The organism is uncultured Solobacterium sp., assembly GCF_963550625.1.
Classification (GTDB): domain Bacteria; phylum Bacillota_I; class Bacilli_A; order Erysipelotrichales; family Erysipelotrichaceae; genus Bulleidia.
The window spans coordinates 81,416-105,390 of sequence record NZ_CAUVCV010000004.1 but is presented as its reverse complement, the minus strand read 5'-3'; the positions used below and the strand labels follow the sequence as shown (position 1 = coordinate 105,390).

At 36.6% G+C, this 23,975-nt stretch carries 18 protein-coding genes and 1 other annotated feature; of the genes, 3 read left to right on the top strand and 15 right to left on the bottom strand.

From position 1 onward, the window contains the following. Position 1 precedes the first annotated feature (1 nt). From RYK16_RS04040 to RYK16_RS04030, 3 genes are read left to right on the top strand one after another with little or no spacing between them, the layout of a single operon-like run. Positions 2-820 (top strand): transporter substrate-binding domain-containing protein, encoded by an 819-nt coding sequence (locus RYK16_RS04040; RefSeq protein ID WP_314850949.1) that lies wholly within the window; start codon positions 2-4, stop codon positions 818-820. A gap of 8 nt (positions 821-828) precedes the next feature. Next, positions 829-1,578 (top strand): amino acid ABC transporter permease, encoded by a 750-nt coding sequence (locus tag RYK16_RS04035; RefSeq protein ID WP_314850947.1) that lies wholly within the window; start codon positions 829-831, stop codon positions 1,576-1,578. Positions 1,579-1,593: 15 nt separating this feature from the next. Beyond that, the gene (locus RYK16_RS04030) at positions 1,594-2,325 is read left to right on the top strand and encodes an amino acid ABC transporter ATP-binding protein (RefSeq protein ID WP_314850945.1); all 732 of its coding nucleotides are present in this window, start codon (positions 1,594-1,596) and stop codon (positions 2,323-2,325) included. Positions 2,326-2,367: 42 nt separating this feature from the next. Here the strand turns inward: RYK16_RS04030 and RYK16_RS04025 are convergent, their stop codons facing one another. From RYK16_RS04025 to RYK16_RS03955, 15 genes are all read right to left on the bottom strand, one after another. Continuing rightward, the gene (locus RYK16_RS04025; RefSeq protein ID WP_314850943.1) at positions 2,368-4,065 is read right to left on the bottom strand and encodes a M3 family oligoendopeptidase; all 1,698 of its coding nucleotides are present in this window, start codon (positions 4,063-4,065) and stop codon (positions 2,368-2,370) included. A gap of 35 nt (positions 4,066-4,100) precedes the next feature. Further along, positions 4,101-4,361 (bottom strand): hypothetical protein, encoded by a 261-nt coding sequence (locus tag RYK16_RS04020; RefSeq protein WP_314850942.1) that lies wholly within the window; start codon positions 4,359-4,361, stop codon positions 4,101-4,103. Beyond that, the gene (locus tag RYK16_RS04015) at positions 4,351-7,593 is read right to left on the bottom strand and encodes an FtsK/SpoIIIE domain-containing protein (protein WP_314850941.1); all 3,243 of its coding nucleotides are present in this window, start codon (positions 7,591-7,593) and stop codon (positions 4,351-4,353) included. The genes RYK16_RS04020 and RYK16_RS04015 overlap by 11 nt, the downstream gene beginning before the upstream one ends. Further along, entirely contained in the window at positions 7,590-9,644 is a 2,055-nt protein-coding gene (locus RYK16_RS04010) for a hypothetical protein (RefSeq protein WP_314850939.1), read from the bottom strand. The genes RYK16_RS04015 and RYK16_RS04010 overlap by 4 nt, the downstream gene beginning before the upstream one ends. A gap of 19 nt (positions 9,645-9,663) precedes the next feature. Beyond that, positions 9,664-9,963, bottom strand: a complete 300-nt coding sequence (locus RYK16_RS04005) for a pore-forming ESAT-6 family protein (RefSeq protein WP_314850938.1) — start codon at positions 9,961-9,963, stop codon at positions 9,664-9,666. A gap of 11 nt (positions 9,964-9,974) precedes the next feature. Next, positions 9,975-10,274, bottom strand: coding sequence for a WXG100 family type VII secretion target (locus RYK16_RS04000; protein WP_314850937.1), 300 nt, complete (start codon positions 10,272-10,274; stop codon positions 9,975-9,977). 86 nt (positions 10,275-10,360) lie between these two features. Continuing rightward, the gene (rbfA, locus tag RYK16_RS03995; RefSeq protein WP_314850935.1) at positions 10,361-10,723 is read right to left on the bottom strand and encodes a 30S ribosome-binding factor RbfA; all 363 of its coding nucleotides are present in this window, start codon (positions 10,721-10,723) and stop codon (positions 10,361-10,363) included. Between the two features lie 3 nt (positions 10,724-10,726). Next, positions 10,727-12,598 carry a translation initiation factor IF-2 gene (gene infB, locus RYK16_RS03990; RefSeq protein ID WP_314675055.1) on the bottom strand — a complete coding sequence of 624 codons (1,872 nt, stop codon included), beginning with the start codon at positions 12,596-12,598 and terminating at the stop codon, positions 10,727-10,729. An 83-nt stretch (positions 12,599-12,681) separates the two neighbouring features. After that, positions 12,682-12,939, bottom strand: coding sequence for an RNase P modulator RnpM (gene rnpM / locus RYK16_RS03985; protein ID WP_314850933.1), 258 nt, complete (start codon positions 12,937-12,939; stop codon positions 12,682-12,684). A 2-nt stretch (positions 12,940-12,941) separates the two neighbouring features. After that, positions 12,942-14,681 carry a transcription termination factor NusA gene (nusA, locus tag RYK16_RS03980; protein ID WP_314850932.1) on the bottom strand — a complete coding sequence of 580 codons (1,740 nt, stop codon included), beginning with the start codon at positions 14,679-14,681 and terminating at the stop codon, positions 12,942-12,944. A gap of 9 nt (positions 14,682-14,690) precedes the next feature. Continuing rightward, positions 14,691-15,152 carry a ribosome maturation factor RimP gene (rimP, locus tag RYK16_RS03975; protein WP_314850931.1) on the bottom strand — a complete coding sequence of 154 codons (462 nt, stop codon included), beginning with the start codon at positions 15,150-15,152 and terminating at the stop codon, positions 14,691-14,693. A gap of 103 nt (positions 15,153-15,255) precedes the next feature. Next, positions 15,256-16,755, bottom strand: a complete 1,500-nt coding sequence (glpK, locus tag RYK16_RS03970; RefSeq protein ID WP_314850930.1) for a glycerol kinase GlpK — start codon at positions 16,753-16,755, stop codon at positions 15,256-15,258. Between the two features lie 100 nt (positions 16,756-16,855). Further along, a complete protein-coding gene (gene ppdK / locus RYK16_RS03965) occupies positions 16,856-19,891 on the bottom strand; it encodes a pyruvate, phosphate dikinase (protein WP_314850928.1) in 3,036 nt (1,011 codons plus the stop codon). Positions 19,892-20,054: 163 nt separating this feature from the next. Beyond that, positions 20,055-20,996, bottom strand: a complete 942-nt coding sequence (locus RYK16_RS03960; RefSeq protein ID WP_314850927.1) for a serine aminopeptidase domain-containing protein — start codon at positions 20,994-20,996, stop codon at positions 20,055-20,057. Positions 20,997-21,045: 49 nt separating this feature from the next. Continuing rightward, complete coding sequence (locus tag RYK16_RS03955) at positions 21,046-23,658, bottom strand: valine--tRNA ligase (protein ID WP_314850926.1); 2,613 nt, start codon at positions 23,656-23,658, stop codon at positions 21,046-21,048. A 35-nt stretch (positions 23,659-23,693) separates the two neighbouring features. Continuing rightward, positions 23,694-23,889 (bottom strand) — a binding site (T-box leader). Positions 23,890-23,975: the final 86 nt, after the last annotated feature.

Sequence of the window (23,975 nt, the reverse complement as noted above, 5' to 3'; positions counted from 1 at the left end):
TATGAATATGATCAGAAAAGTATCTATTATAACGTTATCCATGATATTCCTTACGGGATGCGGTTCATCTATAAAAAATACGCATGATGATAAGCTAACTGTTGGAATGGAATGTAACTATGCTCCATTTAATTGGTCTACAACAACAGCAAATGAATATACCGAACAGATTTCTACTGTAGACTATTGTGATGGTTATGATGTTACAATCGCCAAGAAGCTAGCTAAATCATTAGGTATGGAAGTTGAAATTGTTAAGTATGATTGGGATAACTTAATACCTGGGTTAATGCAGAATGAAATTGATGTAGTTATTGCAGGTATGACAGCGACAGAGGATCGTAAAGAAGTGGTCGATTTTACTGATCCATACTACACTAGTCAAGAAGTGGTTATTGTACGTAAAGATAGTACCCTTACTTCAATTACAGATATCCAAGAACTAAAAGGAAAAACAGTAAAGGGTCAGCTCAATACACTGTACGACACAATCATTGATCAAATTAATGGCGTAAAACATGGTACAGCTATGGAAAGTTACCCTTCACTTGTAAACGACTTGTTGAACAGAGGATGCGATGCAATTACAGCAGAACTTCCAGTTGCGGAAGGTATTGTCGCTTCTAACCCTGATTTGACATATGTTACCTTCAAAGAAGGTCATGGATTCACAGCAGATACATCCGTATCTATTGCTGTAAAGAAAGACAATACAGAACTATTAGATAAATTACAGAAGGCACTGAATGCCATTTCTGAAGAAGAGCGTCAACAGATGATGTTAGAGGCAGTAGAAAGACAACCGGCGGTGAATGAATGATGAAATTTATGAACAATATAGTTGCGTTATTAGTACGTTATTGGCCTAGTTTATTACTAGGCGTACAAACAACATTAATTGTTGCCCTATCTGGTACAGTTATCGGTTTAGCAATCGGTTTATTAATTGGTGGTTTACGCGCTCTTAAAGCAGACCGTACAGCGCCTGTCTATGTAAAGATTTTAAAGAAAATATTCCAAATACTATCTAGTATTTATATCGGTATATTCCGCGGTACACCAATGATGGTACAAGCAGTATTTATCTATTATGCATTATTAAATGTCATTCATTGGACAAACCTACAAGCTGCTATCTTTGTTATTTCAATTAATACAGGAGCATACATGTCAGAGATTGTACGTTCGGGTATTCAATCCGTAGATAATGGCCAAATGGAAGCAGCTAGATCTCTTGGCTTATCAAATGTACAAGCTATGTTACATGTTATATTGCCACAGGCTATTCGCAATGCCTTCCCTGCTATTGGTAATGAATTTATTGTTAATATTAAAGACTCTTCTGTATTGATGATAATTTCAATTACAGAACTAATGTTCCAAGCAAAATCAATTGCAGGAACAACTTATAAATTCTCAGAAACATATTTTATTGAAGCTCTTATTTACCTCATATTAACTACGGTAACTTCAATCATATTAAATGCGATTGAAAAGAAATTAAACCAGACAAGTTCAAGTCTTCCGCAAAGTGTAACAACGCCTGAACAGATGAAGTTCAGTGGAAAAGAATTATAGAAAGGAAAAGTCAAGATGAATAATCCACTTGTTGAAATTAAAAATATTCATAAAAATTTTGGTCCTTTAGAAGTACTTAAAGGTGTTGACTTTTCAGTTGATCAAGGAGAAGTTGTTTGTTTGATTGGAAAATCTGGTTCAGGTAAATCTACACTCCTTCGTTGTATAAATCTATTAGAAATCCCTGATAGTGGAATGATTCATGTGTTTGGCGAAGATGTTCTATCAATCAAAAATATAAATCAATTCCGCAATCGTGTAGGAATGTGCTTCCAGCAGTTCAACCTATTTGGTAACTACTCTGTAATTGATAACTGCATCATGCCACAGGTAAAAGTATTAAAGGTTTCAAAACAAGAAGCTACTGAAACTGCAATGCATTATCTTGAAAAAGTTGGCATGCAAGAGTTCGCAACTGCAGATGTCAGACGCTTATCCGGAGGACAAAAACAGCGTGTGGCTATTGCTCGTGCATTATGTATGAAGCCTGAAATCATGTTGTTTGATGAACCTACTTCTGCATTAGACCCAGAGATGGTAAATGAAATCTTAGCTGTAATTAAGCAGTTAGCAGAAGAAGGACTCACAATGATTCTTGTTACACATGAAATGAACTTTGCAAGAAATGTTGCAGATAGAGTTATCTTTATGGATAATGGTAAGATTGAAGAAGAAGGAACTCCTGAAGAAATCTTTACAAATCCAAAGAGTGAACGTACAAAAGAATTTTTAAATGCTGTTTTATAACAAACAAAAGGACTCGCATGCATGCAAGTCCTTTTCATTTTCTTATAGTGCTGTATCGTCAATACTATTAAGATGGTCTTCAAGGTATGAAACAATTTCCTTAACTGTTCCCTCTTCAAATGGAACACGAATACCTGCTTCCTTTACAAGCTTTGTAAAGGATAACGTACCACCAAGTCTACATAACTTCTTATAGTCTTCCCAGTATGTAGGATCCTTCTTATCCATACGGATGAAGAATTGCTGTGCGCAAACTTGCGCTAATGTATAGTCGATATAGTAGAATGGGCTTTCGAAAATATGACCTTGTTGGTACCACCATGTACCTTCTTCCAAGATATCACAGCCTTCATAATCCTTATAAGGCATATACATCTTTTCTAATCTTCTCCAACATGCCTTACGCTCTGCTGGTGTCATATCTGGATGTTCATATACTTCATGTTGATAATGATCAACTAATGCACCGTATGGCAAGAAAGTAATTGTTCCTGCCATATGTGCAAACTTATACTTCTCGGTTTCTTCTTTAAAGAATAATTCCATCCAAGGATATGCAAAGAATTCCATAGACATAGAATCAATTTCAGCTGATTCCATTGTTGGACACTTTACATCAATAAGTTCAATTTGATCTGATAAGTAAGCTTGGAAAGCATGTCCTGCTTCATGTGTTAATACATCAACATCTCCAGATGTTCCATTAAAGTTACTGAAGATAAATGGTACGTCATACTCATAAATTTCAGTCTCATAACCACCCATCTGTTTATTAGGACGACTAACAAGATCCCATAACTGATTAGAATTCATTACATCGATGAATTTACCAGTTTCAGGTGACATCTCATGATACATCTTCACTGCATACTCAACTAATTCTTCTGCTGTACCATGAGGTTTTGCATTACCAGACTTAAAAGAGAATCCTAGGTCATAGTATGCAAGCTTATCATAGCCAATACGCTTTCTCTGTTTTTCGAATAAACGTGTAGCAACTGGTGTTACATAATCAAGAATCTGTTTACGATATCCTGCAACCATTTCTGCATTGTAATCTAAACGATTCATACGATAATAACCCAATTGGATGTAATTATCATAGCCAAGTTCCTTTGCCATTTGATGACGAACCTTTACTAACTTATCGTAGATTTCATCAAACTCAGCAGAATGTTCCTTAAACCAAGCCATCTTCGCTTCATAAGCCTTGCGACGCACTTCACGGTCAGGTGTATCAACCTTAGCACTAATTTCAGAAAGATTTAATACTTCACCATCAAATTCAATCTTCGCAGATGCCTTTAATTTTCCATACTCACTTGTTAATTTGTTTTCTTCAATTAAAAGTGGCACAATACGTGGATCAAACGCCTTTATAGAACATTCACTTAATTGGAAGTAAGTTTCTGGAATTTCCTTTAGTAATTCTTCTCTAAATGGTGCTTCTAAAACTGCCTTAACTAGTTCATTTTCAATTACAGAATATTGTGGACCTGTTTCATCCCAATAGTTATTTTCGGCATCATAAAATTCATCAGCTGTATTGATACTATGGCGAATGTTAACGAGCACAATCATTGTATATAAATGACGACGTAACTTGTTCATACGCCAGAATGCATTTAAAAATGTTCCTGCATCCTTAGCTTGTCTCATCTCTGAAACAAGTTCTTCCATCTTTGCCTTTGTTTCTTCAAAGTCAGGACGGGTATATTTCATATCATTAAATTTTGTCATAGCAATAAACCTCCATGGCAGTATTTTAACACTGTTCAATAAACCTTGAAAGTCATACCCTCTTTTACTCGTAAAGTTCTTAGTGATTCATTCATACTACAGCATTGTTTCGTATCATTACATTGAATGATTATCGAATCAGATAGTTGATACATATTACCAAAATCTTCACTCTTTAATACAACTAATTGCTCTAGAATATCTTGAAAACGATTATCTAAATTTACTCTACATTCATATTCTCTTTTAATCATTGGAAACTCAATATAAATACATAGAATATCACTACGACTCATGGATATCTCCCATTTGAAAGAAACTGCATTCGAGTAAATTCTGATGTAACATAACTAGGCCATACCCTCTCTTTTTTTGAATACATTTTTCAGTTGTAGAAAATAGTGCTTGTATTTCCTGTACGTTATCATTACTTAAACTAACCTTACATGAAATTAGAGTTAAGATTCGATATGGAATCGTAACAACGCTTTGATTTAGGAGCAATAAACGAATATTATACTTTTGATTCATCTCAAGTAAATTCATTAAATATTCTCTATTGATATCATTCTGCAAAAATAGAGTTAAATCCGTAATGAATAGATATAAGTTCTGGTTTCGCTTTAGATTACTAAATAGATCACATAAAACTTCTTGATTGTCATTGTGAAATAAATTGAGATTACTGTTATTCTTAAAGAATAAGTCATCAATTATAAATACTGTTTGGTTTCTTTGTTGAAGTCGATACAACAATAGTTTTGCGATATTATCTCGTTCTTGATAAGATTTACCAACAAACAGATAGCTATGATTAATTTTAAAATTTAATAATAGTTTGGGTTGTGTAAATAAATAATAATCATCAATATAACCAATTGAAAACTCGGTATCACAAGGAATTGAATATAACGACAATGGACTTAACCACAATTGTTTTACATTAGATGGGTATAGCATTCGTATAGTATTCAATACTTGTGTGATCTGTGCAGGTTGTATTTGTTTTAAAGAAGATGATACTTCAACATTTCCTTGTTGGTCTAAGATTTCGATATGTCTTAGCGGTGCTTTTTTTGCATGAGCATATCCTGCAATACCGTATTGAATTCCGCCCGAATTACATAAATAGAACTCTCCTGGTTTTTGTAAGAATGCAGCTTTAGCATCATGCAATACCTCCATTGAATCTTGTCTATCTGCAACACGCATGCATATACGGAAATTTGTATTTGCCCAAATTTGATCATTTACAACACCTGCAGGTTTCTGTGTAGCAAGAATTAAATGTATTCCAAGTGATCTACCAACACGAGCAATAACAATCAGTTCTTCTAAAAACTCTGGTCTTTCTCTTTTAAGCTCAGCAAATTCGTCAACCACAATGACAAGTTCAGCTAATGAAGGATATTCGGTATTTGATGTAATTGCCTTTCGATATGCGTTTAAGTTAATGATAGGAGATCCATACGTGTTCGATACTTCTTTAAATAGTTTTTCACGATAAGAACATATATTCTTTAATGCATGCAATGACCGTTTCATATCATCAATATCAAGATTTGAAAGATTCCCACAGACATGAGGTAATTGATGGTCTTTTAAGCATAATACAGAACCCGCTCCACCACCTTTAAAATCAATTAATACAATCTGTAAATCATTAGGTGAAAATGAAATAGCTAAAGATAAAAGTAATGTAGTAATCAGTTCACTTTTTCCACTACCTGTTGTCCCTGCAATAAGACCATGTGGACCATCCTTGCATTCATGTAAATCAAAATAGATTGGTTGATTATATACGTCTTTTCCTAAACGAATCTGCATAGACTTTGATATATCACTAGTACTCCATCGATCATATATATTTAAGTCTTCAATCGTATCAACGTCATAGATGGAAAAGAAAGAGTGATTATTTGTTATAGAATTTTGTTTAGTAGATATTTGATGTTTTACATCCGCATTTATCAAATCATTGTATTTATAACATTGATGAAATGTCTTTTTCTCATGATTTCGAACAATGATAGCATCCCCTTCTTTCATCAGAATGTGTGTTGCATTGTAATGTTCAACAGTATCAAATGTAATCCATTCTTTCAATTCACTTAAATACTGATTTGAAAAGTTAAATAATACTTTTATTCCATTGAAGTTTTGCGTTTTAATGTTTAATTCTTGTATGGATGATGATATACAACGTGATCCATTGTGATACATATGCGGTATCTTTTTTAACCAGCTATATGAAACATCATCTTTTGTTTGAATCAAGCATGCAATCAGTACATCTTGATGGCGATATGCTGTTGATAAATAGCGAAGAATGCAGAAAAGATATTCATCTAAATACTGTAATACAATATGACATCCACTTTGAAGTTTTAAAATATAAGGTGCATCTAATGTATTTGCATATACGACAATATCATTTAAGCACTCTTGAAATTCAGCATCATTCTTCTGAAATTGAAATGGTTGTTCAAAAACATATTTAATCGCTCCTTTTGTTTGACCAACTGGAAGATAAATATATTTAGGATATAACTGTTTTTGGAGCTGCGTATGATTTGCGACTAGTTTCTTCGTATAAACTGTATATATTTGATGAATTTTATCAACTTTCATTTTCAATTGTTCAAGATACGTTTTATACTCTTTATTACGTAGTTGAACCTTTTTCTGATTATCTTTTTTCTCATGTAGTTGTTGAAGTGGATTCCAAAGAATTGTACTAAGTAACATCATACTCGGTAGTAAAATCATTGGTAACATATCCACAATATCTCTACCATTCATATAACCACGATACATAGAGATAGAAGCACCACTCATAGATGCTAAACTCATTGTAATCGCAGGACCTACAGAAAAGATTACTGAACGTTTTTCGTAATGACTGATGTGTTCAGGCTCTTCTACTGTTAATGTATATTCATCTATGAGATCAGGTTGATATATCGTATCTATTTCTTCATATTTGATTGGAGAAAGTATTGTTTGCTTTGGATTGAACAAACTTAAATGACAGTTACTATTTGCAGGTTGATTTACAAGAATGAAATCATCTTCAAATTGTATTCGAAGATAATAAGTTTCTAATAAATCACCTGATTTAAAAGAAGTTTTATAGAAACGTCTTTGATTTATGTATGCATGTATGGATGCATCAACAATGATTTCCTTTGTAACATAATTAATAGTAATTGCATTTCTCTTTAACAACTCTGTTGAAACGGTTATATCATTCATGACTGTACCAATGATTATCGTATCTTGATAAAGATACGACTTGAATTGGTTCCATCCTTGATACAAAGGTACTACACTGAACTGAATTTCTTGTACTATACAAGATTGTTCTGTCTTTAATAAATATGAAATACCATTTTCTATAACTTGAATGACAACACTATTATCTTTTTGATACAACGTAAAATGAGAACCGAATATTGTATGTTCTACTCGATTCTCATCAACCAATATCAAACATAGTTCATCTTTATACTCAGCATATAAAATCATTTTCGATTTAACTCAACAACCAATATATGGCAGTGCACAAGGTGCTTTTTATCCTTTGTCTGAATCAATATATCAGTACCACCTGTCTTTTTTCCTATTACTTCTCCAAATACATTCACTACAGCAATCTCCTCATTCTTGCTTGTATATATTAAATCTTCTACTGTATATCCTTCTGGAAGTCCAGATACTTGTATACCCGTACTAATACCAACACCAGTAATCAATGAATAGTCTTTTAAAGTAATTCTCTTTTTCACTTGTATTGGATCAACTATCGCTGCTTTTTCTCTGTCCTCACAACTACAATGATCAACACTCATCCAATTTTCGTACGTTACTTTTCCTTTTGGAAATAGTGGTGCATTCTTTTCACTTAGAATCGTAATGTTTTTACCAAAGCCAAATCTTCCAGCAAGACTATGAGAACTATTTAGTTTTAGATTACATAGCCAATATGCATTTAATTCTGTACAAACTTTTACATTAGAATTTCCTTCAGCTAACTCTTCTACAAGGTCTGGCTGGATATCTATATCGTATGCTTCAGCTTTTCCTTCATCGTTATATAGATATGTTTTTGTACGAAAATACCCTTTCACACCTGCATCAACCTCCGCATCCATAATATTTTGATTGAATGCATGTAATGCAAGGTTCGTACCAAGTGTAATACCTGTTTCAGCACGAATTGATGCGGTAGCTTTCTTACTATGATCAGAGATAATACGCATATTCCCATTACGAATTTCGCATCCCACGACATGATTCTGCACAAACGCTAATTCTGCTTTACCTGTTGCATAGATATTTAAATTCAATTTCATCACTACAGATACCATAGGCGCATTTGGCAAAGGAATTTTAACAGTACAAAGCGTAAGTGTGTCAGTCAAAACTTCCTGCTTTGTTTGAAAGATATTTTGTACTGTACTAATGAAATCCTTCGGATTTAGTTTTGAAAAATCACCATATAACTCCTTATACATACCATTTCGCAAGCCAATATTCTCTGAAGTTGTAAAATCTGCTTTTAAGTAACCATATTGAATTTTTTCTTCATCCTTATCCCACTTATATTGAATTTGCAAATTATCTAATGCTGCATTTGCATATAACAGTCCACCAACTTTCAATTGTTTAGACACTTCCGCATGTAGAGAATTAGTAGTACCTTTTAGCGATACACGGAATCCATTTATATCGAATGTATGATTAATTAGTGTCGTAGACATTAGGGACAGAGAATGACTCTGCTCTGTCCCTTCCTGTACAATATTTCCATTACCATCAAAGATTCTTGCATGATTAAACTCTAAATTCGTACCACCCTGTATCTCAAACTGATCAATCACATCTTCCATATTTACTAGTTCTAAGGTTGTTTTAATCCCTTGATTTGTATACTCACAATTTAATACACGATAATATGCATCATCATATGTAATATACATTCCACTTTGTATAGAAGAGTCTGATTGAAAGTATGCAGTTAATGTTTCCTCATCAAACTGTTTAGGTTCCTCGTCTGAAAATTGCACATCATCTTTTAGCTTTACTGTTGTTTTTGTATCAGTAAATTTACGGTTATTAACAATATCAATAACCTGTGCTAAATATTTAAAAGCTTCCTCTTTTGAAATGACTTCTTTTGGACAAAAACGTTGGCGCTCATCTAGGCTCATTAAACCACTCGCGACAGCAGCCTTGACCTGGTCTGGATAACTACAATCTTGTAAATCCTTAATAGCATCTGAAGAACCTTCATGTGTTCTAGAGATAAGATTCATTAATGTATACGCAACCATTTCTCTATTTAATGTAGCTGATGGATCAAATGCTTTTGATGGTGTTAATAGTTCCCACTCAACAGATGACTGAACAACACTAAAATAAGGAGAATTTGAACTAATATTTAAGTAATATGGTTCATCTTGTTGGTAGCTAGTAATACCTGCTTGTGTGGTTAGTTCAGTTAACCACTCACCATTCGTTATCGTATCTGTTACTTTCTTTTTACAACCCACAAATGGAACTAACAAGCTTAACACAAGCAGAGTAATAACCTTCTTAATATTGAATACCGGACGCATTTCCTGTAATTGTAGATTCTAGTGAATCATAACTAGATACTGTAGTATCTAAAAACTTTGCATACGTATCAATTAATACACGATACTTCTCAAAACGATTTGCGAATAATTGGAAACGATTGCGAATCTCCTCACCACCATCAGAAACCCAAGTACCATTTAATGATGTAATTTCTTTTTGCATTGCAGTTAAATCATCATACATCAATTGATTTGTTGAACGTAGTTTGGCCGCTGTATCACTTACCTCAGCTAATGAAATTTGAATATTACTCATCCTTACCTCCTTTACATTCCTAGCATGCCTGCTTGACTTGTTAATTCATCTTGCGTGTTACGATAACTACGCGCGCTATTACGCAAAAACTCAATATACTCCGTACATAAAATTGATAGTTGTTTAAAGTCAGATTGTAATGCGGAAAGCTTCGTTGTAAATGCTTGGTTATCTTTTCCCTGCCAACCTGCATTCATCGCATCAACTGCAGAAAATAGTGTCGCAACATTCTTCAGATAGGAAGAATTACGTTCCTCCATACGCATTGCACACGCTTCTAATTGCATTGGTTCCACGGTTATCTTTCTCATAGTACCTCCTTTCACTTTCTATATAGAGAGTGAAACTTACCTTTCCCTAAAAGAAAAAGCAGAAGATTTCTCTTCTGCTTCATAAACTATTCAGACTCTTTCTGTTCTTCTCGATGAATACGAGCAATGATTTCATCAATATGACGACCATTCATCTCTGTTTCATCGATAACAAAACTTAACTCAGGCACACGACGTATTGTCATATGCTTGGAAAGTTCTGAACGGATAAATCCTGCGGCACGATTTAACGCACGTAAACCAGCTTGCATACGCGGATTTTGTCCCAAGAATGTAACAAAGACTTTTGCATAACTATGGTCATTTGAAACTTGAACATCTGTAATTGTAACAAATCCAACGTCAGGATCTTTTACACCAAACTGGATAATTTCAGAAATATTCTTACGAATAATTCCTTCCAGTCTTTTTTGTTTTACACTTACCATACTTTATCCTTCTAATGGTACTTCACGATCTTCATATGCTTCGATTGTATCGCCAATCTTAACATCGTTATAATTCTCAATCGTTAGACCACAATCAAATCCAGATAGTACTTCCTTGGCATCATCTTTAAATCTCTTAAGAGAAGCAAGTTTACCAGTATAGATAACGATACCATCACGAATCAAGCGGATATTGCAACGGGAAACAAGCTTACCATCTGTAACCATACAACCAGCGATTGTACCAATCTTAGAAGCCTTATATGTTTCACGAATCTCAGCCTGTCCAATCACAACTTCCTTGTATACCGGCTCTAGCATGCCCTTCATCGCAAGTTCCATTTCTTCTGTTGCCTTATAGATGATGTCATGTAGACGAATTTGTACGCCAGCTTCTTCAGCCTTCTTACGAATATTCGCATCAGGACGAACAGAGAAACCAATGATCATAGCATTCGATGCACTTGCAAGCATGATATCAGATTCAGTAATAGCACCAGCTGTAGCGTGAATCACATTCACACGTACACCAGATACATCCAACTTCTCCATAGAGGACTTCACAGCTTCTGCAGAACCTTGTACATCTGCCTTAATGATCACTGGAATTTCTTTTAAGTCACCAGATTCAATCTGCGATGATAAGTCTTCTAAGCTCATTGCGCTTGTCTTACGACGATCGGCATCAATCTTACGACGCTTACGTCTATCCGCAACTGCACGTGCTTCCTTCTCATTCTCATAAGAACGGAAGATATCACCAGCTTCAGGTACATCATTTAGACCAATAATCTCTACTGGTCGTGATGGACCTGCTGTCTTTAGTTCATTTCCATTTTCATCTGTCATACGACGTACTTTACCAAAACATGTACCTACTACAACTGGGTCACCATGTTTTAATGTACCATTCTGCACAAGTAATGTCGCAACTGGACCTCTACCCTTATCGAGTTTTGCTTCAACAACTGTACCAGTTGCTGTACGGTTAGGGTTAGCCTTTAATTCCTTCACATCAGAAACAATTAAAATAGTTTCTAATAATTCATCAATACCATCACCCTTCTTCGCACTGGTATTGACAAAGATTGTATCGCCACCCCATTCTTCAGGCATAATACCAAGTTCAGCCATCTCAGACTTAACATGGTCAGGATTTGCGTCCGGCTTATCCATCTTATTTACAGCAACAATAATTGGAACACCAGCAGCCTTGGCGTGGTCAATTGCCTCACGAGTCTGTGGCATAACACCATCATCAGCCGCAACAACAATTACAGCTAAGTCAGTTACACTAGCACCACGAGCACGCATAGCAGTAAATGCTTCATGTCCTGGAGTATCTAAGAAAGTTACCTTACGGCCGTTGACTGTAACCTGGTACGCACCGATTGCCTGCGTAATACCACCAGCTTCACCAGCAGCTACCTTAGAACGACGGATTGTATCCAATAGTGTTGTCTTACCATGGTCTACGTGACCCATGATAGTTACAACAGGTGGACGTTCTTGTAAGTCTTCAGCAGAATCTTGTTCTTCATCTTCCAAACTATCTGCTTCTCTTTCTTTCACCTTAACGGCTTCAATGTTGTAATTCATGCATACAAGTTCAACCATTTCATCTTCAAGTGCACTGTTAATGGTAACCATCTTACCTTCCATAAACAATGCTTTGATGAGCTCACTCGATTGACGATTTAATTTATCTGCTAATTCACCAACTGTAATACCATCACTGAATGTAATCTCTGTAATCTCTACTGGTTGTTTAGATTGATGATTCTCATTTTTGTTAAATGGTTTTTTCTTCGTATTATTACGATTGTTGGAAACATTCTTCTTATTTGCAGGTTTGCGTTTTGTTGGAACTGGCATTTATGTACCTCTCTTTCTTTGTTTGAGATTTGCATCTCGAAATACTGTATCGGTAACATCCCTTCCTTTCAAAATGGATACCACTACTTCATTGCTTTCGCAATTTCATCCCAGAATTCATCTGGAATCTTTTGTGATAATGCTTTTGCTAAAGCATTATTCTTCTTAGCAACTTCAATGACTGCTAAGTCTTTCTTTAAATATGCACCATGGCCATTTGTTCTACCTGTTGTATCAACAGCTAATGTACCTTCTGGTGTTCTAACAACACGGAGCAACTCCTTTTTAGGGAGTTGTTCTCCGGTTGCTACACATTTACGCATTGGGATTTTCTTAGGCATGCTTACATGTTTTCATCGTCATCGTAGTATTCTTCATACTCATCGTAGTCGATGTCATACTCCTTCTCTGCTTCAGATTCCTGTTGAGCTTCAATTTCGGCCAACTCTTCTTCACTATAGATAGGACGGTTATCAGCAACAAGCAAGTTCTTCTTGATCTGTTCTTCAAGATCCTTGTTTCTAACCTTGTACTCTTCCTCATCCTTCTTCTTTTTCTTCTTGTACTTAGAATCAGTATTCTTAGGCTTAGATGAATCAACCAATTTCTCAAAGTGTGATACATAAGTAGCTTTCTTAGCTAGTTCTTCTAAGTCTGCATGCTTACGTGAAGCTTCCTTTTCTTCTGTAGTCTTTTCAACTACAACTGGTTTTTCTTCTACTACAGTTTCTTGAACTGTTTCTACGACTGGTGTTTCAACTACTTCTTCGTGTTCTTCATCTGGTTGATTCGAGATTTCATCAATGATTGTATCGTTTACTCTTTCCATCATTTCTTCAGGGATATAGTCTTCGTCTTCATCAACGATAGAATCTGGATTCTCTGCTCTAAACTTAGCGATAGCTGCAAGTCTCTTTTCTTCTTCTTCCTTAGCAGCAGCCTTTTGACGTTCAACATTCTTAGCCTTTGCTTCTTCCGCAAGTTTCTGCTTCATTACTTCTGCCTGAGCGAGTAATTCATCATAATCCTTGCCCATTTCTTCAAGTTCTTGACGAGTCTTAATATCAATCTTATGACCTGTTAACTTCACAGCTAGACGTGCATTCTTACCACGCTTACCGATAGCTAAAGATAATTGATCTTCACTAACAATAACAAGCAAGCTATTATCATCCTGTCCTGGAAGAACAGAAAGGATTTCTGCTGGTGCTAAAGCATTCTTAACAAGTTCTGTTACATCATCATTCCATTGAAAGATATCAATCTTTTCACCATGTAGTTCATCGATAATCTTTTGAACACGTGAACCACGAGGACCAATACATGAACCAATTGGATCTACATCAGGATTGTGTGAGAGAACAGCCATCTTTGTTCTTTCGCCAGCTTCACGAGCGATAGATTTGATTTCAACAACACCCTGATAGATTTCAGGAACTTCCTTTTCGAATAAACGCTTAACAAGAGTCGCATCAGCACGTGATACTAATACCTGTGAACCCTTTGTTTCCTTTTGTACATCAGTAATTACAACACGAATACTTTGTCCTTCTGTTAGTTTTTCATGAGGAATCTCAGCTGACTTAGAAAGTAAAGCAACTGTCTTACCTAAACTAATTAAAGTGAATTTGTCCTTAACAGACTCAACAGTACCGATAACCATCTCATCCTTCTGATCAATGTATTCGTTATATACTGCAACCTTTTCAGCTTCACGAATCTTTTGACGGAATACGTTCTTAGCTAAAGATGCAGCAGCACGTGACATCGAAGTGATTTCCTTCTTCTCACGAACCTGTCCACCTAACTCAGCGTTAGAATCTAACTTCTTAGCATCTTCTAATGAGATTTCTAATTCATCATCTTCTACTTCTTCAACAACATTGTAGTACTGGTAGATATCAATTGTTTTACTCTTCTTATTGATTTCTGCCTTTACTTCAATATCCTGTAATTCAGAATCCTTCTTAAATGCTTTTGCAACAGCTTCTGTTAATGCCTCTAATACGATATTCTCAGGCACATTCTTGTCATCTTCCACACCGCGAATCGCATTGAGAAGTTGTGTGTATTTAATCTCCATGATTTCTCCTTATAATTTAATTGCTAATCTAGCAAAACGAATATTGTTCTTTTCAATCGTAGCAGTGCGCTTTACTGCCTTATCACGATACTCTAACGAAATCGCATCAGCACCAACAGCACGAACATATCCTGTTATCTCAACCATATTCTTAAATGGTTCCTTGAGTTCAACATAGATATATTCATCTACTAACTGCTCAAACTCAGCATAATCATTAATCTCTCGCTCTGCACCAGGGCTACAGACTTCCAAGCTATACTCTTCTTTGATTGGATCATACTTGTCCAAGACTACACCAAGCTTTTCACTCACTTCTGCACAAATATCTAAGTCAATCGTATGTGCATCGTTGTCAATTGCGACCTGTAATGTCTTCTCATTACCAAGCCAAACAATTTCGTAAAGTCGAACGTGGCATTCGTCAAATACTGGCTGAAATAATTCGGTCAATTTATCAATGTTTTCCATATGCCTCCAGACATAACACAAGGAGAGCTTTCGCTCTCCTTATTTCGCTTACAATATACCCCATTTTAAAGGGATTTTCAAGCATATTCCTCTATACTAAGGATTATTCCTCATTTTTTGTAAACATCCGTGCACAAGTCACTGCCTTTTGCCAACGCTCATATAAATGATTTACATCAGTAACTTCCATCAATGGCATAAAGATATGACTGTTTCTCTCTTTCTTTATCTCGTCTAAATTAGTCCAATATCCTACCGCAAGGCCTGCTAGATATGCAGCACCAAGCGCAGTTGATTCAACGTTTTCAGGGCGTTCAATTGTACATTGCATAATATCACTTTGAAACTGCATCAGATAATCATTTGCAGAAGCACCACCATCTACACGTAGTGATTGAATTACAATACCAGAGTCCTCTTTCATCGCATCCAGAATATCTCGATTTTGATACGCGATAGAATCTAATGTTGCCTTTGTCATATCTTCTTTACTTGTACCACGTGTAATACCAAACATTGCACCCTTACAATCATTATCCCAATACGGTGCACCTAAACCAACAAAAGCTGGTACAACAATTAATTCATGTTCTTCCTTTGCGGACAATGCAAGTCTCTCTGACTCTTTTGCATTCTTAAAGAATTTCAACTGATCACGCAACCACTGTACAGCACTACCTGCAACAAATACTGAACCTTCCAGTGCGTAAGTAATTTCACCCTGATAACCCCAAGCAATTGTAGTAACTAGGCCATGCTTACTTGGATGGGGTTTATTACCAGTATTCATTAACATAAAGCAACCAGTACCATAGGTATTCTTTACGCTGCCACGCTCAAAACACTGTTGCCCAAAAAGTGCAGCTTGTTGGTCACCAGCAGCGCCAGCAATCGGTACACGCTTACCAAAGAAGTATTCAGTAGCAGTGTGCGCAAAGATACAACTACTATCTTTTACCTCAGGTAACATGCACATTGGGATATTCAAAAGACTACATAATTCTTCATCCCATTTCTTATCATAGATGTTAAATAGCATCGTTCTAGATGCATTACTGTAGTCCGTTACATGTGCTTTCATTCCAGAAAGACACCAGATTAACCAAGTATCAATTGTACCAGCATGTAATTCACCACTTTCTGCACGCTGTTGCCCATTTTCGATATGATCTAAAATCCAACGAATCTTTGTTGCAGAGAAATATGGATCAAGTTGAAGCCCTGTCTTTTCACGAATCATGCTAGCATGATTATTTTGTTTTAACTGATTACAGATTTCTGCGGTTTGACGAGATTGCCAAACGATTGCCTTATACACAGGAATACCCGTCTTCTTATCCCATACAACCGTTGTCTCACGTTGGTTGGTAATACCGATACCTTCAATCTGTTCTGGTTTAATATTAGCATCAAGCATACTTTGTATCATACAAGACAATACAGATAACCAAATCTCATTGGCATCATGTTCGACCCAACCAGGTTTAGGAAAGTATTGTTGAAATTCTTTTTGTGCAGAAGAAACAACCTTAGCATCATGATTAAAGATTATGACACGTGAACTTGTTGTTCCTTGATCAATCGACATAATATATTTTTCCATGCGTATACCTCGTTATCATAGAGATTTAATAATAGTAGTTATATCTCAATTATAACGTATTAAAAAGGACTGCCAATATGATAGCAGTCCTAATCATCAATTACTTAGACTTTTTAGTTGTCTTTTTTGCAGGAGCTTTTTTAGCTACTGGTTTTTTCGCCACAGCCTTAGGAGCAACTACTTTCTTAGTAACTTTCTTAACAGCTGGCTTTTTTGCTACTGGTTTCTTAGCAACAGTCTTTTTAGCAACTGGCTTTGTAACCTTCTTCGCTGCAGGTTTAACTACCTTCTTTGTAGCAACCTTCTTTGTAGCCTTCTTTGCTACTGGCTTAACAGTTTTCTTTGTAGGAGCTTTCTTAGCCACTGGTTTAGCTACTTTCTTGGAAACTGTCTTTGTTGTTGCTTTCTTAGCTACTGGTTTCTTAGCAGCAACCTTCTTTGTAGCCTTCTTTGATACTGCTTTCTTTGCAGGTTTTTTAGCCACAACAGCTGATTTAACACCAGCACGAATTGCCGCTTGAGCAGCTGCTAAACGAGCGATAGGAACGCGGTATGGTGAGCAAGAAACATATGTTAATCCAACACGTTGGAAGAACTCAATACTTACAGGGTCACCACCATGTTCACCACAGACACCTAAGTGAATATCCTTACGTGTTGAACGGCCCTTTTCACAAGCCATAGAGATGAGCTTACCAACACCATTTACATCTACGTGCGCGAATGGATCGTTATCGTAGATATGCTTGCTGTAGTAATCATCCAAGAACTTACCAGCATCATCACGTGAGAATCCAAATGTCATCTGTGTTAAGTCATTTGTACCAAAACTGAAGAATTCAGCTGTTTGTGCCAATTCGTCAGCATTTAACGCAGCACGTGGAATCTCAATCATTGTACCGATCTTATAATCCTGCTTCACTCCAGCTTCCTTGATTACTTCGTCAGCAGTTGTACGAATAATCTGTGCAACATAATCAAGTTCCTTCTTTTCACCAACTAATGGAACCATGATTTCTGGAACTAACTTCCAACCACGGTGCTTCTTGTTGATGTTGATAGCAGCCTTGATAATTGCGCGTGTCTGCATGACACCGATTTCTGGATATGTTACGTCTAGACGGCATCCACGATGACCCATCATTGGGTTGAACTCGTGTAAGTTTGCTGCTGCAGCCATCAAGTCTTCAACAGAGATTCCTAAAGCCTTAGCAACTTCTAATGATTCTGCTTCAGCCTTTGGTAAGAATTCATGTAGAGGTGGGTCTAATAGACGGATAGTAACACTTCTTCCACCCATTGCTTCGAAGATTCCTTCGAAGTCACCTTGCTGCATTGGTTCTAATTGCTTTAATGCAATCTGACGTTGTTCAACGTTTTGTGCGACTACCAATTCACGGATAGCCTTGATACGTTCAGGGGAATTGAAGAACATATGTTCTGTACGAACAAGACCAACACCCTCAGCACCGAAACTTACAGCTCTTGCTGCATCTTCTGGTGTATCAGCGTTTGTACGAATCTTCATTGTTCTACGCTCATCAGCCCACTGCATGAACTTCTTGAAGTTACCAGAAATTGTAGCTGGAACTGTCTTGATTTCACCACGGTAAACTAAACCAGTAGAACCATCTAAGGAGATAATATCTCCATCCTTGAACACTTCACCCTTGACTGTGAATTGTAACTTAGCTTCGTTAACCTTAATATCTCCACAACCAGATACACAGCAAGCACCCATACCACGAGCTACTACAGCTGCGTGAGATGTCATACCACCACGTACTGTTAAGATACCTTCAGATACATGCATACCTTCGATATCTTCTGGTGATGTCTCTAGACGAACTAAGATTACCTTACGTCCCATTGTTGCCTTTGTCTTAGCTTCTTCAGCAGTGAATACGATTTCACCACAAGCAGCACCTGGTGAGGCAGCCAAGCCCTTAGCAATTACATCATTCTTCTTTTTCTTTAAGTCATCTGCGTCAAACTGTGGATGGAGTAAGTCATCTAATTGCTTAGGATCTACCATAAGTAAAGCTTGATCCTTTGTTACAAGACCTTCCTTCTCCATATCTACAGCAACCTTTAAAGCAGCTGCAGCTGTACGCTTCGCATTACGTGTTTGTAACATGAATAGTTTTCCATGTTCAATTGTAAACTCCATATCCTGCATATCATGGTAGTGCTTTTCCAAACGTGCACAGATATCTGTGAAGTCCTTATATGCCTTTGGCATTGCCTTCTTAAGTTCTGCAATTGGAGAAGGTGTACGAATACCCGCAACAACGTCTTCACCTTGCGCGTTAATTAAGTATTCACCAAATAATTTTCTTTCACCTGTTGCAGGGTTACGAGTAAAGGCAACACCTGTTCCGCAATCATCACCCATGTTACCAAATACCATGGTCTGAACGTTTACTGCAGTTCCCCAAGAACTTGGAATATCATTCATCTTACGATAGAAGATAGCACGATCATTATTCCATGAACGGAATACAGCTTCGATTGCACGTTCTAATTGTACTGTTGGATCCTGTGGGAAATCTTCCTTCAATTCCTTCTTATAGAAAGCCTTGAAACGATTTGTTAATTCGAACATGTCCTCAGCATCTAATTCGATATCCTGAGTAACGCCCTTCTTTTCTTTTACTTCATCAATGATTTCTTCAAAGCGGGATTTAGATAATCCCATTACAACATCAGAGAACATCTGCACAAAACGACGATAAGAGTCATATGCAAATCTCTTGTTGCCAGTCTTCTCTTCAACAACCTTAACAACTTCATCATTCATACCAAGGTTAAGAATTGTGTCCATCATACCTGGCATAGATGCACGTGCACCTGAACGTACAGAAACAAGTAAAGGATTCTCTAATCCGCCTAATTTCTTACCTGTTGCCTTCTGTAGCATTTCAACATGCTTGTGAATTTCGTCCATGATATTCTTGTTGATTTTCTTACCATCTGCGTAATATGCATTGCACGCTTCAGTTGTGATGGTAAATCCATCCGGTACTGGCATACCTAAAATGCTCATTTCAGCAAGGTTAGCACCTTTACCACCGAGCAGTTCACGCATGGAACCATTACCTTCAGAAAACTTATAAACATACTTTTTAGTAGCCATTATAGCCTCCCTTTATCTACTGTTTGATTATAAAGCAACCGGTTACATTTCTCAATACATACGAGTCAATTTTGTGAGAATGTCCAATAAATTAACTTAATCTTTTCTATGCATGCATGAAACAAAAAAGACGATATCTAAACGATACCGCCTAATGAAATTGCTATTTTATATACTTCTTAATGAAATCAAAGAATCTTGGGAAGTATTGTGGGTCGCTTGTTAGATTTCCAAACCCACCCTGTTCAGATACATACATCTCCTTCTTGCTTGCACAAGAGTAATAGTTATCATACGCATGACTAATTGGTACAATGCGATCTTGTAAACCATGTAGGAATAACATTGGAGTTACAGAATTTCTTAACTGACGTTGTGTACTGATATCATTGAGACTAAAATGCAATACTTGTCTTACATAGAAGTCAACGGATGGCATTACGAACTTACCATTGAATTTCGTGATATCTTGAACTTTTGTTTGGATGATATCTTTAATTTCTTTATATCCACCTTCTGCGATTGCACACTTTACATTACGTGGTAAATAATCACCAACCGCATTCATGACAGAAGCAGCACCTACGTTCATACCAAATAGTACAATTTCTGCAAGTGGATCAAGATTAACTAAATAGTTAATCCAACTAATTAAGTCATAATGTTCACACCAACCAAGACCAGTGTACTTACCTTCAGACATTCCATAACCACGAGCATCCGGTGCTAGAATATTAAATCCACGATGATCTGCTTCCCACATATGTTCTAGTAAAGTTCCACTATATGAAGCAATACCATGTTGGATAATAATCCACTTATGAGAATCCTCTTGATTTACGATACGTAATGCATGTAGTTTTAGACCATCATAAGAATCAATAAAATCATCGAAACGGTTGCTGTGTGCAAACCACTCATTTCTTTCCATCTGTAATAATGGTAGCTGCATCGCTGCACCACATTTTTGTAAATATCTACTATTCTGTAAATCAAACGCATTGCGGAAAACATAATATCCAGCTCCTGCATATGCGCTAGCACCAGCGACAGCAGTAACACCTAATACTTTTAATAGCGTATGCTTGTTTTCTTTATTTGACATACTGCACCTCCGTCAATCATGAATTGTTATCATGATTATAACATGTCCACTACTTTTTCAATACATTTAAGCGCTCTTCAATAACAGCGTATTGTTTCTGATATGCTTCTAATTTTTGCTTTTCATTTTCAATCTTTGCTGCTGGAGCCTTCGCAATAAATCCTTGGTTAGAAAGAATACCTGTAGAACGTGCAATCTCAGACTTAAGTCTTTCAATCTCTGCTTCAAGCTTCTTAATTTCTTCTTCTGGATTACTTAATTCGCTAGATGGAATATATAAGCTACCACCTTGGATTGCTTCTACTGTTAAGTCTCCTTCAAGTGTATCCTGCCACTCTGCCTTTGCAAGCTTCATGATAATTGCAGACATCGCTTCATCTGCCTTAATTGTATTACCATCAAGATCCTTTAATGCGATATGAATTAATGTTGATGGCTTCAAATCATTTACAATCTTAACTTCACGAATCTTTTGGATTGCAGAAATCTCTCTAGCCATCGCTGTTAAATCACAAGCAGTTACATTTTCAATTACAGTTGGCCAAGATTCTAAGTTGATACTTTCCTTAGCACATGGCAGTAAGCTATAAATCTCTTCTGTTACAAAAGGCATAAATGGTTGTAATAAACCAACAATAGCCTTTAAGCATACGTACAGTGTTGATTGTGCAGCACGTTTAGCTACTTCATCTGTACCATTTAATGCCGTCTTGCTCATCTCAACATACCAACTACAGAAGTCATCCCATACAAAGGAATATAGTTCATTACCAACTAAGGCAAACTCATACTTTTCCATGTTTTCCGTTACATGCGTAATTGTCTCGTTAAGACGATTGATAATCCACGCATCCGCAAGTGATAGCTGTGTTAAATCAACATCTTCCACCTTCATACCTTCAGGAAGATTCATGAATACGAATCTGGATGCATTCCAAATCTTGTTGATAAAGTTACCAGCTGCTTCAACCTTCTCAGGGATATAGCGCATATCTTGTCCTGGTGTTGAGTTTGTTGTTAAGAAGAAACGTAATGCATCAATACCATACTCTTCAATCACTTGCATTGGATCAATACCATTACCAAGCGACTTGGACATCTTACGACCTTGTGCATCACGTAATAAACCGTGAATTAGTACATCCTTAAATGGACGATTCTTTGTAAAATGTCTTGCCTGGAATGCCATACGTGCAACCCAGAAGAAGATAATATCGTACCCTGTAACCATTGTATTGGTTGGGTAATAACGTTCAAGATCTGCAGTTTCTTCTGGCCAACCCAATGTCGCAAATGGCCATAGGGCACTGGAGAACCATGTATCAAGTACATCTTCATCCTGTACCCAGTTTGTTGTATCTTCTGGATCAGTTTCACCAACGTATGTTTCACCAGTCACAGTGTTGTACCATGCAGGAATGCGATGGCCCCACCACAACTGACGAGAAATACACCAGTCTTCAATATTCTCTAACCAACCATTAAATGTCTTTTCAAAACGTTCTGGATAAAAGTTAATCTTTGTCTCTTCATCTGCTTGATATTTCAATACATCTTCCGCAAGTGGCTTCATCTTTACAAACCACTGTTGGGATAGATATTGTTCTACAACGCAATGTGTACGTTCAGAGTGCGCAACGTTATGTGTCATCTCTTCAATCTTAACGAGATTTCCATCTGCTTCGATTTGTTTTACAAGAGCTTCACGTGCTACGTAACGGTCCATTCCTTCATACTGACCACAGAGTTCATTCATTGTTCCATCAGGATTCATACAGATTGGCTTTTCTAGATGATGTCTTTCCGCAATCGCAAAGTCGTTAGGATCGTGTGCTGGTGTACACTTCATTGCACCAGTACCAAAACCAATTTCTACATAATCATCACCGATGATAGGTAATTCTTGTCCATTAGCTGGGTTTGTAGTATGTTTACCAATCAAATGATTCAGTGTTTCATCGTTAGGATTTACCACAACGCAAACATCACCGAACATTGTTTCAGGACGTGTTGTCGCAACGACGAATTCTTCACCAGTTTCCTTTACAACATATTTGAAGTGATACATCTTACCTGGATCATCTTGATAATAAACTTCGATATTACTTAATGCAGTGCGTGCCTCTGGATCCCAGTTAATGATACGCCAACCACGATAGATTAAACCTTCATTGTAGAGTTTTACAAATACATGACGAACTGCATCGTTAAAACCATCATCCATTGTAAAACGCTCACGACTATAATCTAATGAGTTTCCAAGTTTACCCCATTGTGTACGGATTGTCTTGGCATATTCTGCCTTCCACTCCCACGCACGTTCCAAGAACTTTTCACGTCCTAAATCATAGCGAGAAATACCTTCACTCTTTAAGCGAGCATCAACCTTTGCCTGTGTTGCAATACCTGCATGATCCATACCTGGTAAAAACAACATGTCATAGCCCTGCATACGCTTATAACGTGCAATAATATCCTGTAATGTATTATCCCAAGCGTGACCAATATGTAAAATACCAGTAACGTTTGGTGGAGGAATTACAATTGTAAAAGGATCTTTAGACTTATCACCTGCAGTGAAATATCCTTTTTCTATCCATCGGTTGTATTTGCCTTCTTCTACGGCTTTGTGGTCATACTTTTGTGCTAAATTCTTTTCCATCTTACCTTCTCCTTAAACATAAAAAAACGTCCTATGCATAGGACGTGTATAAACGTGGTACCACCTTTGCTTACTTCTCAACAGCGTAACGTGCTTCCCTACGGTATCTTCTACTACTAGTTCAAAGACACAGCTCCAAGACTACTTCATATCTTCGTTTTATCTGTTTCCACCAATTACAGACTCTCTATCAAAACAACTAATATTACTACTTCTCTTCTTTGCTTTGGTTAGATTATACCATTGTATTCATCATTTTCAATAAGAAATAATTTAATGAATTACGCTAGATTATAAATATATATTATTCAGCTTTT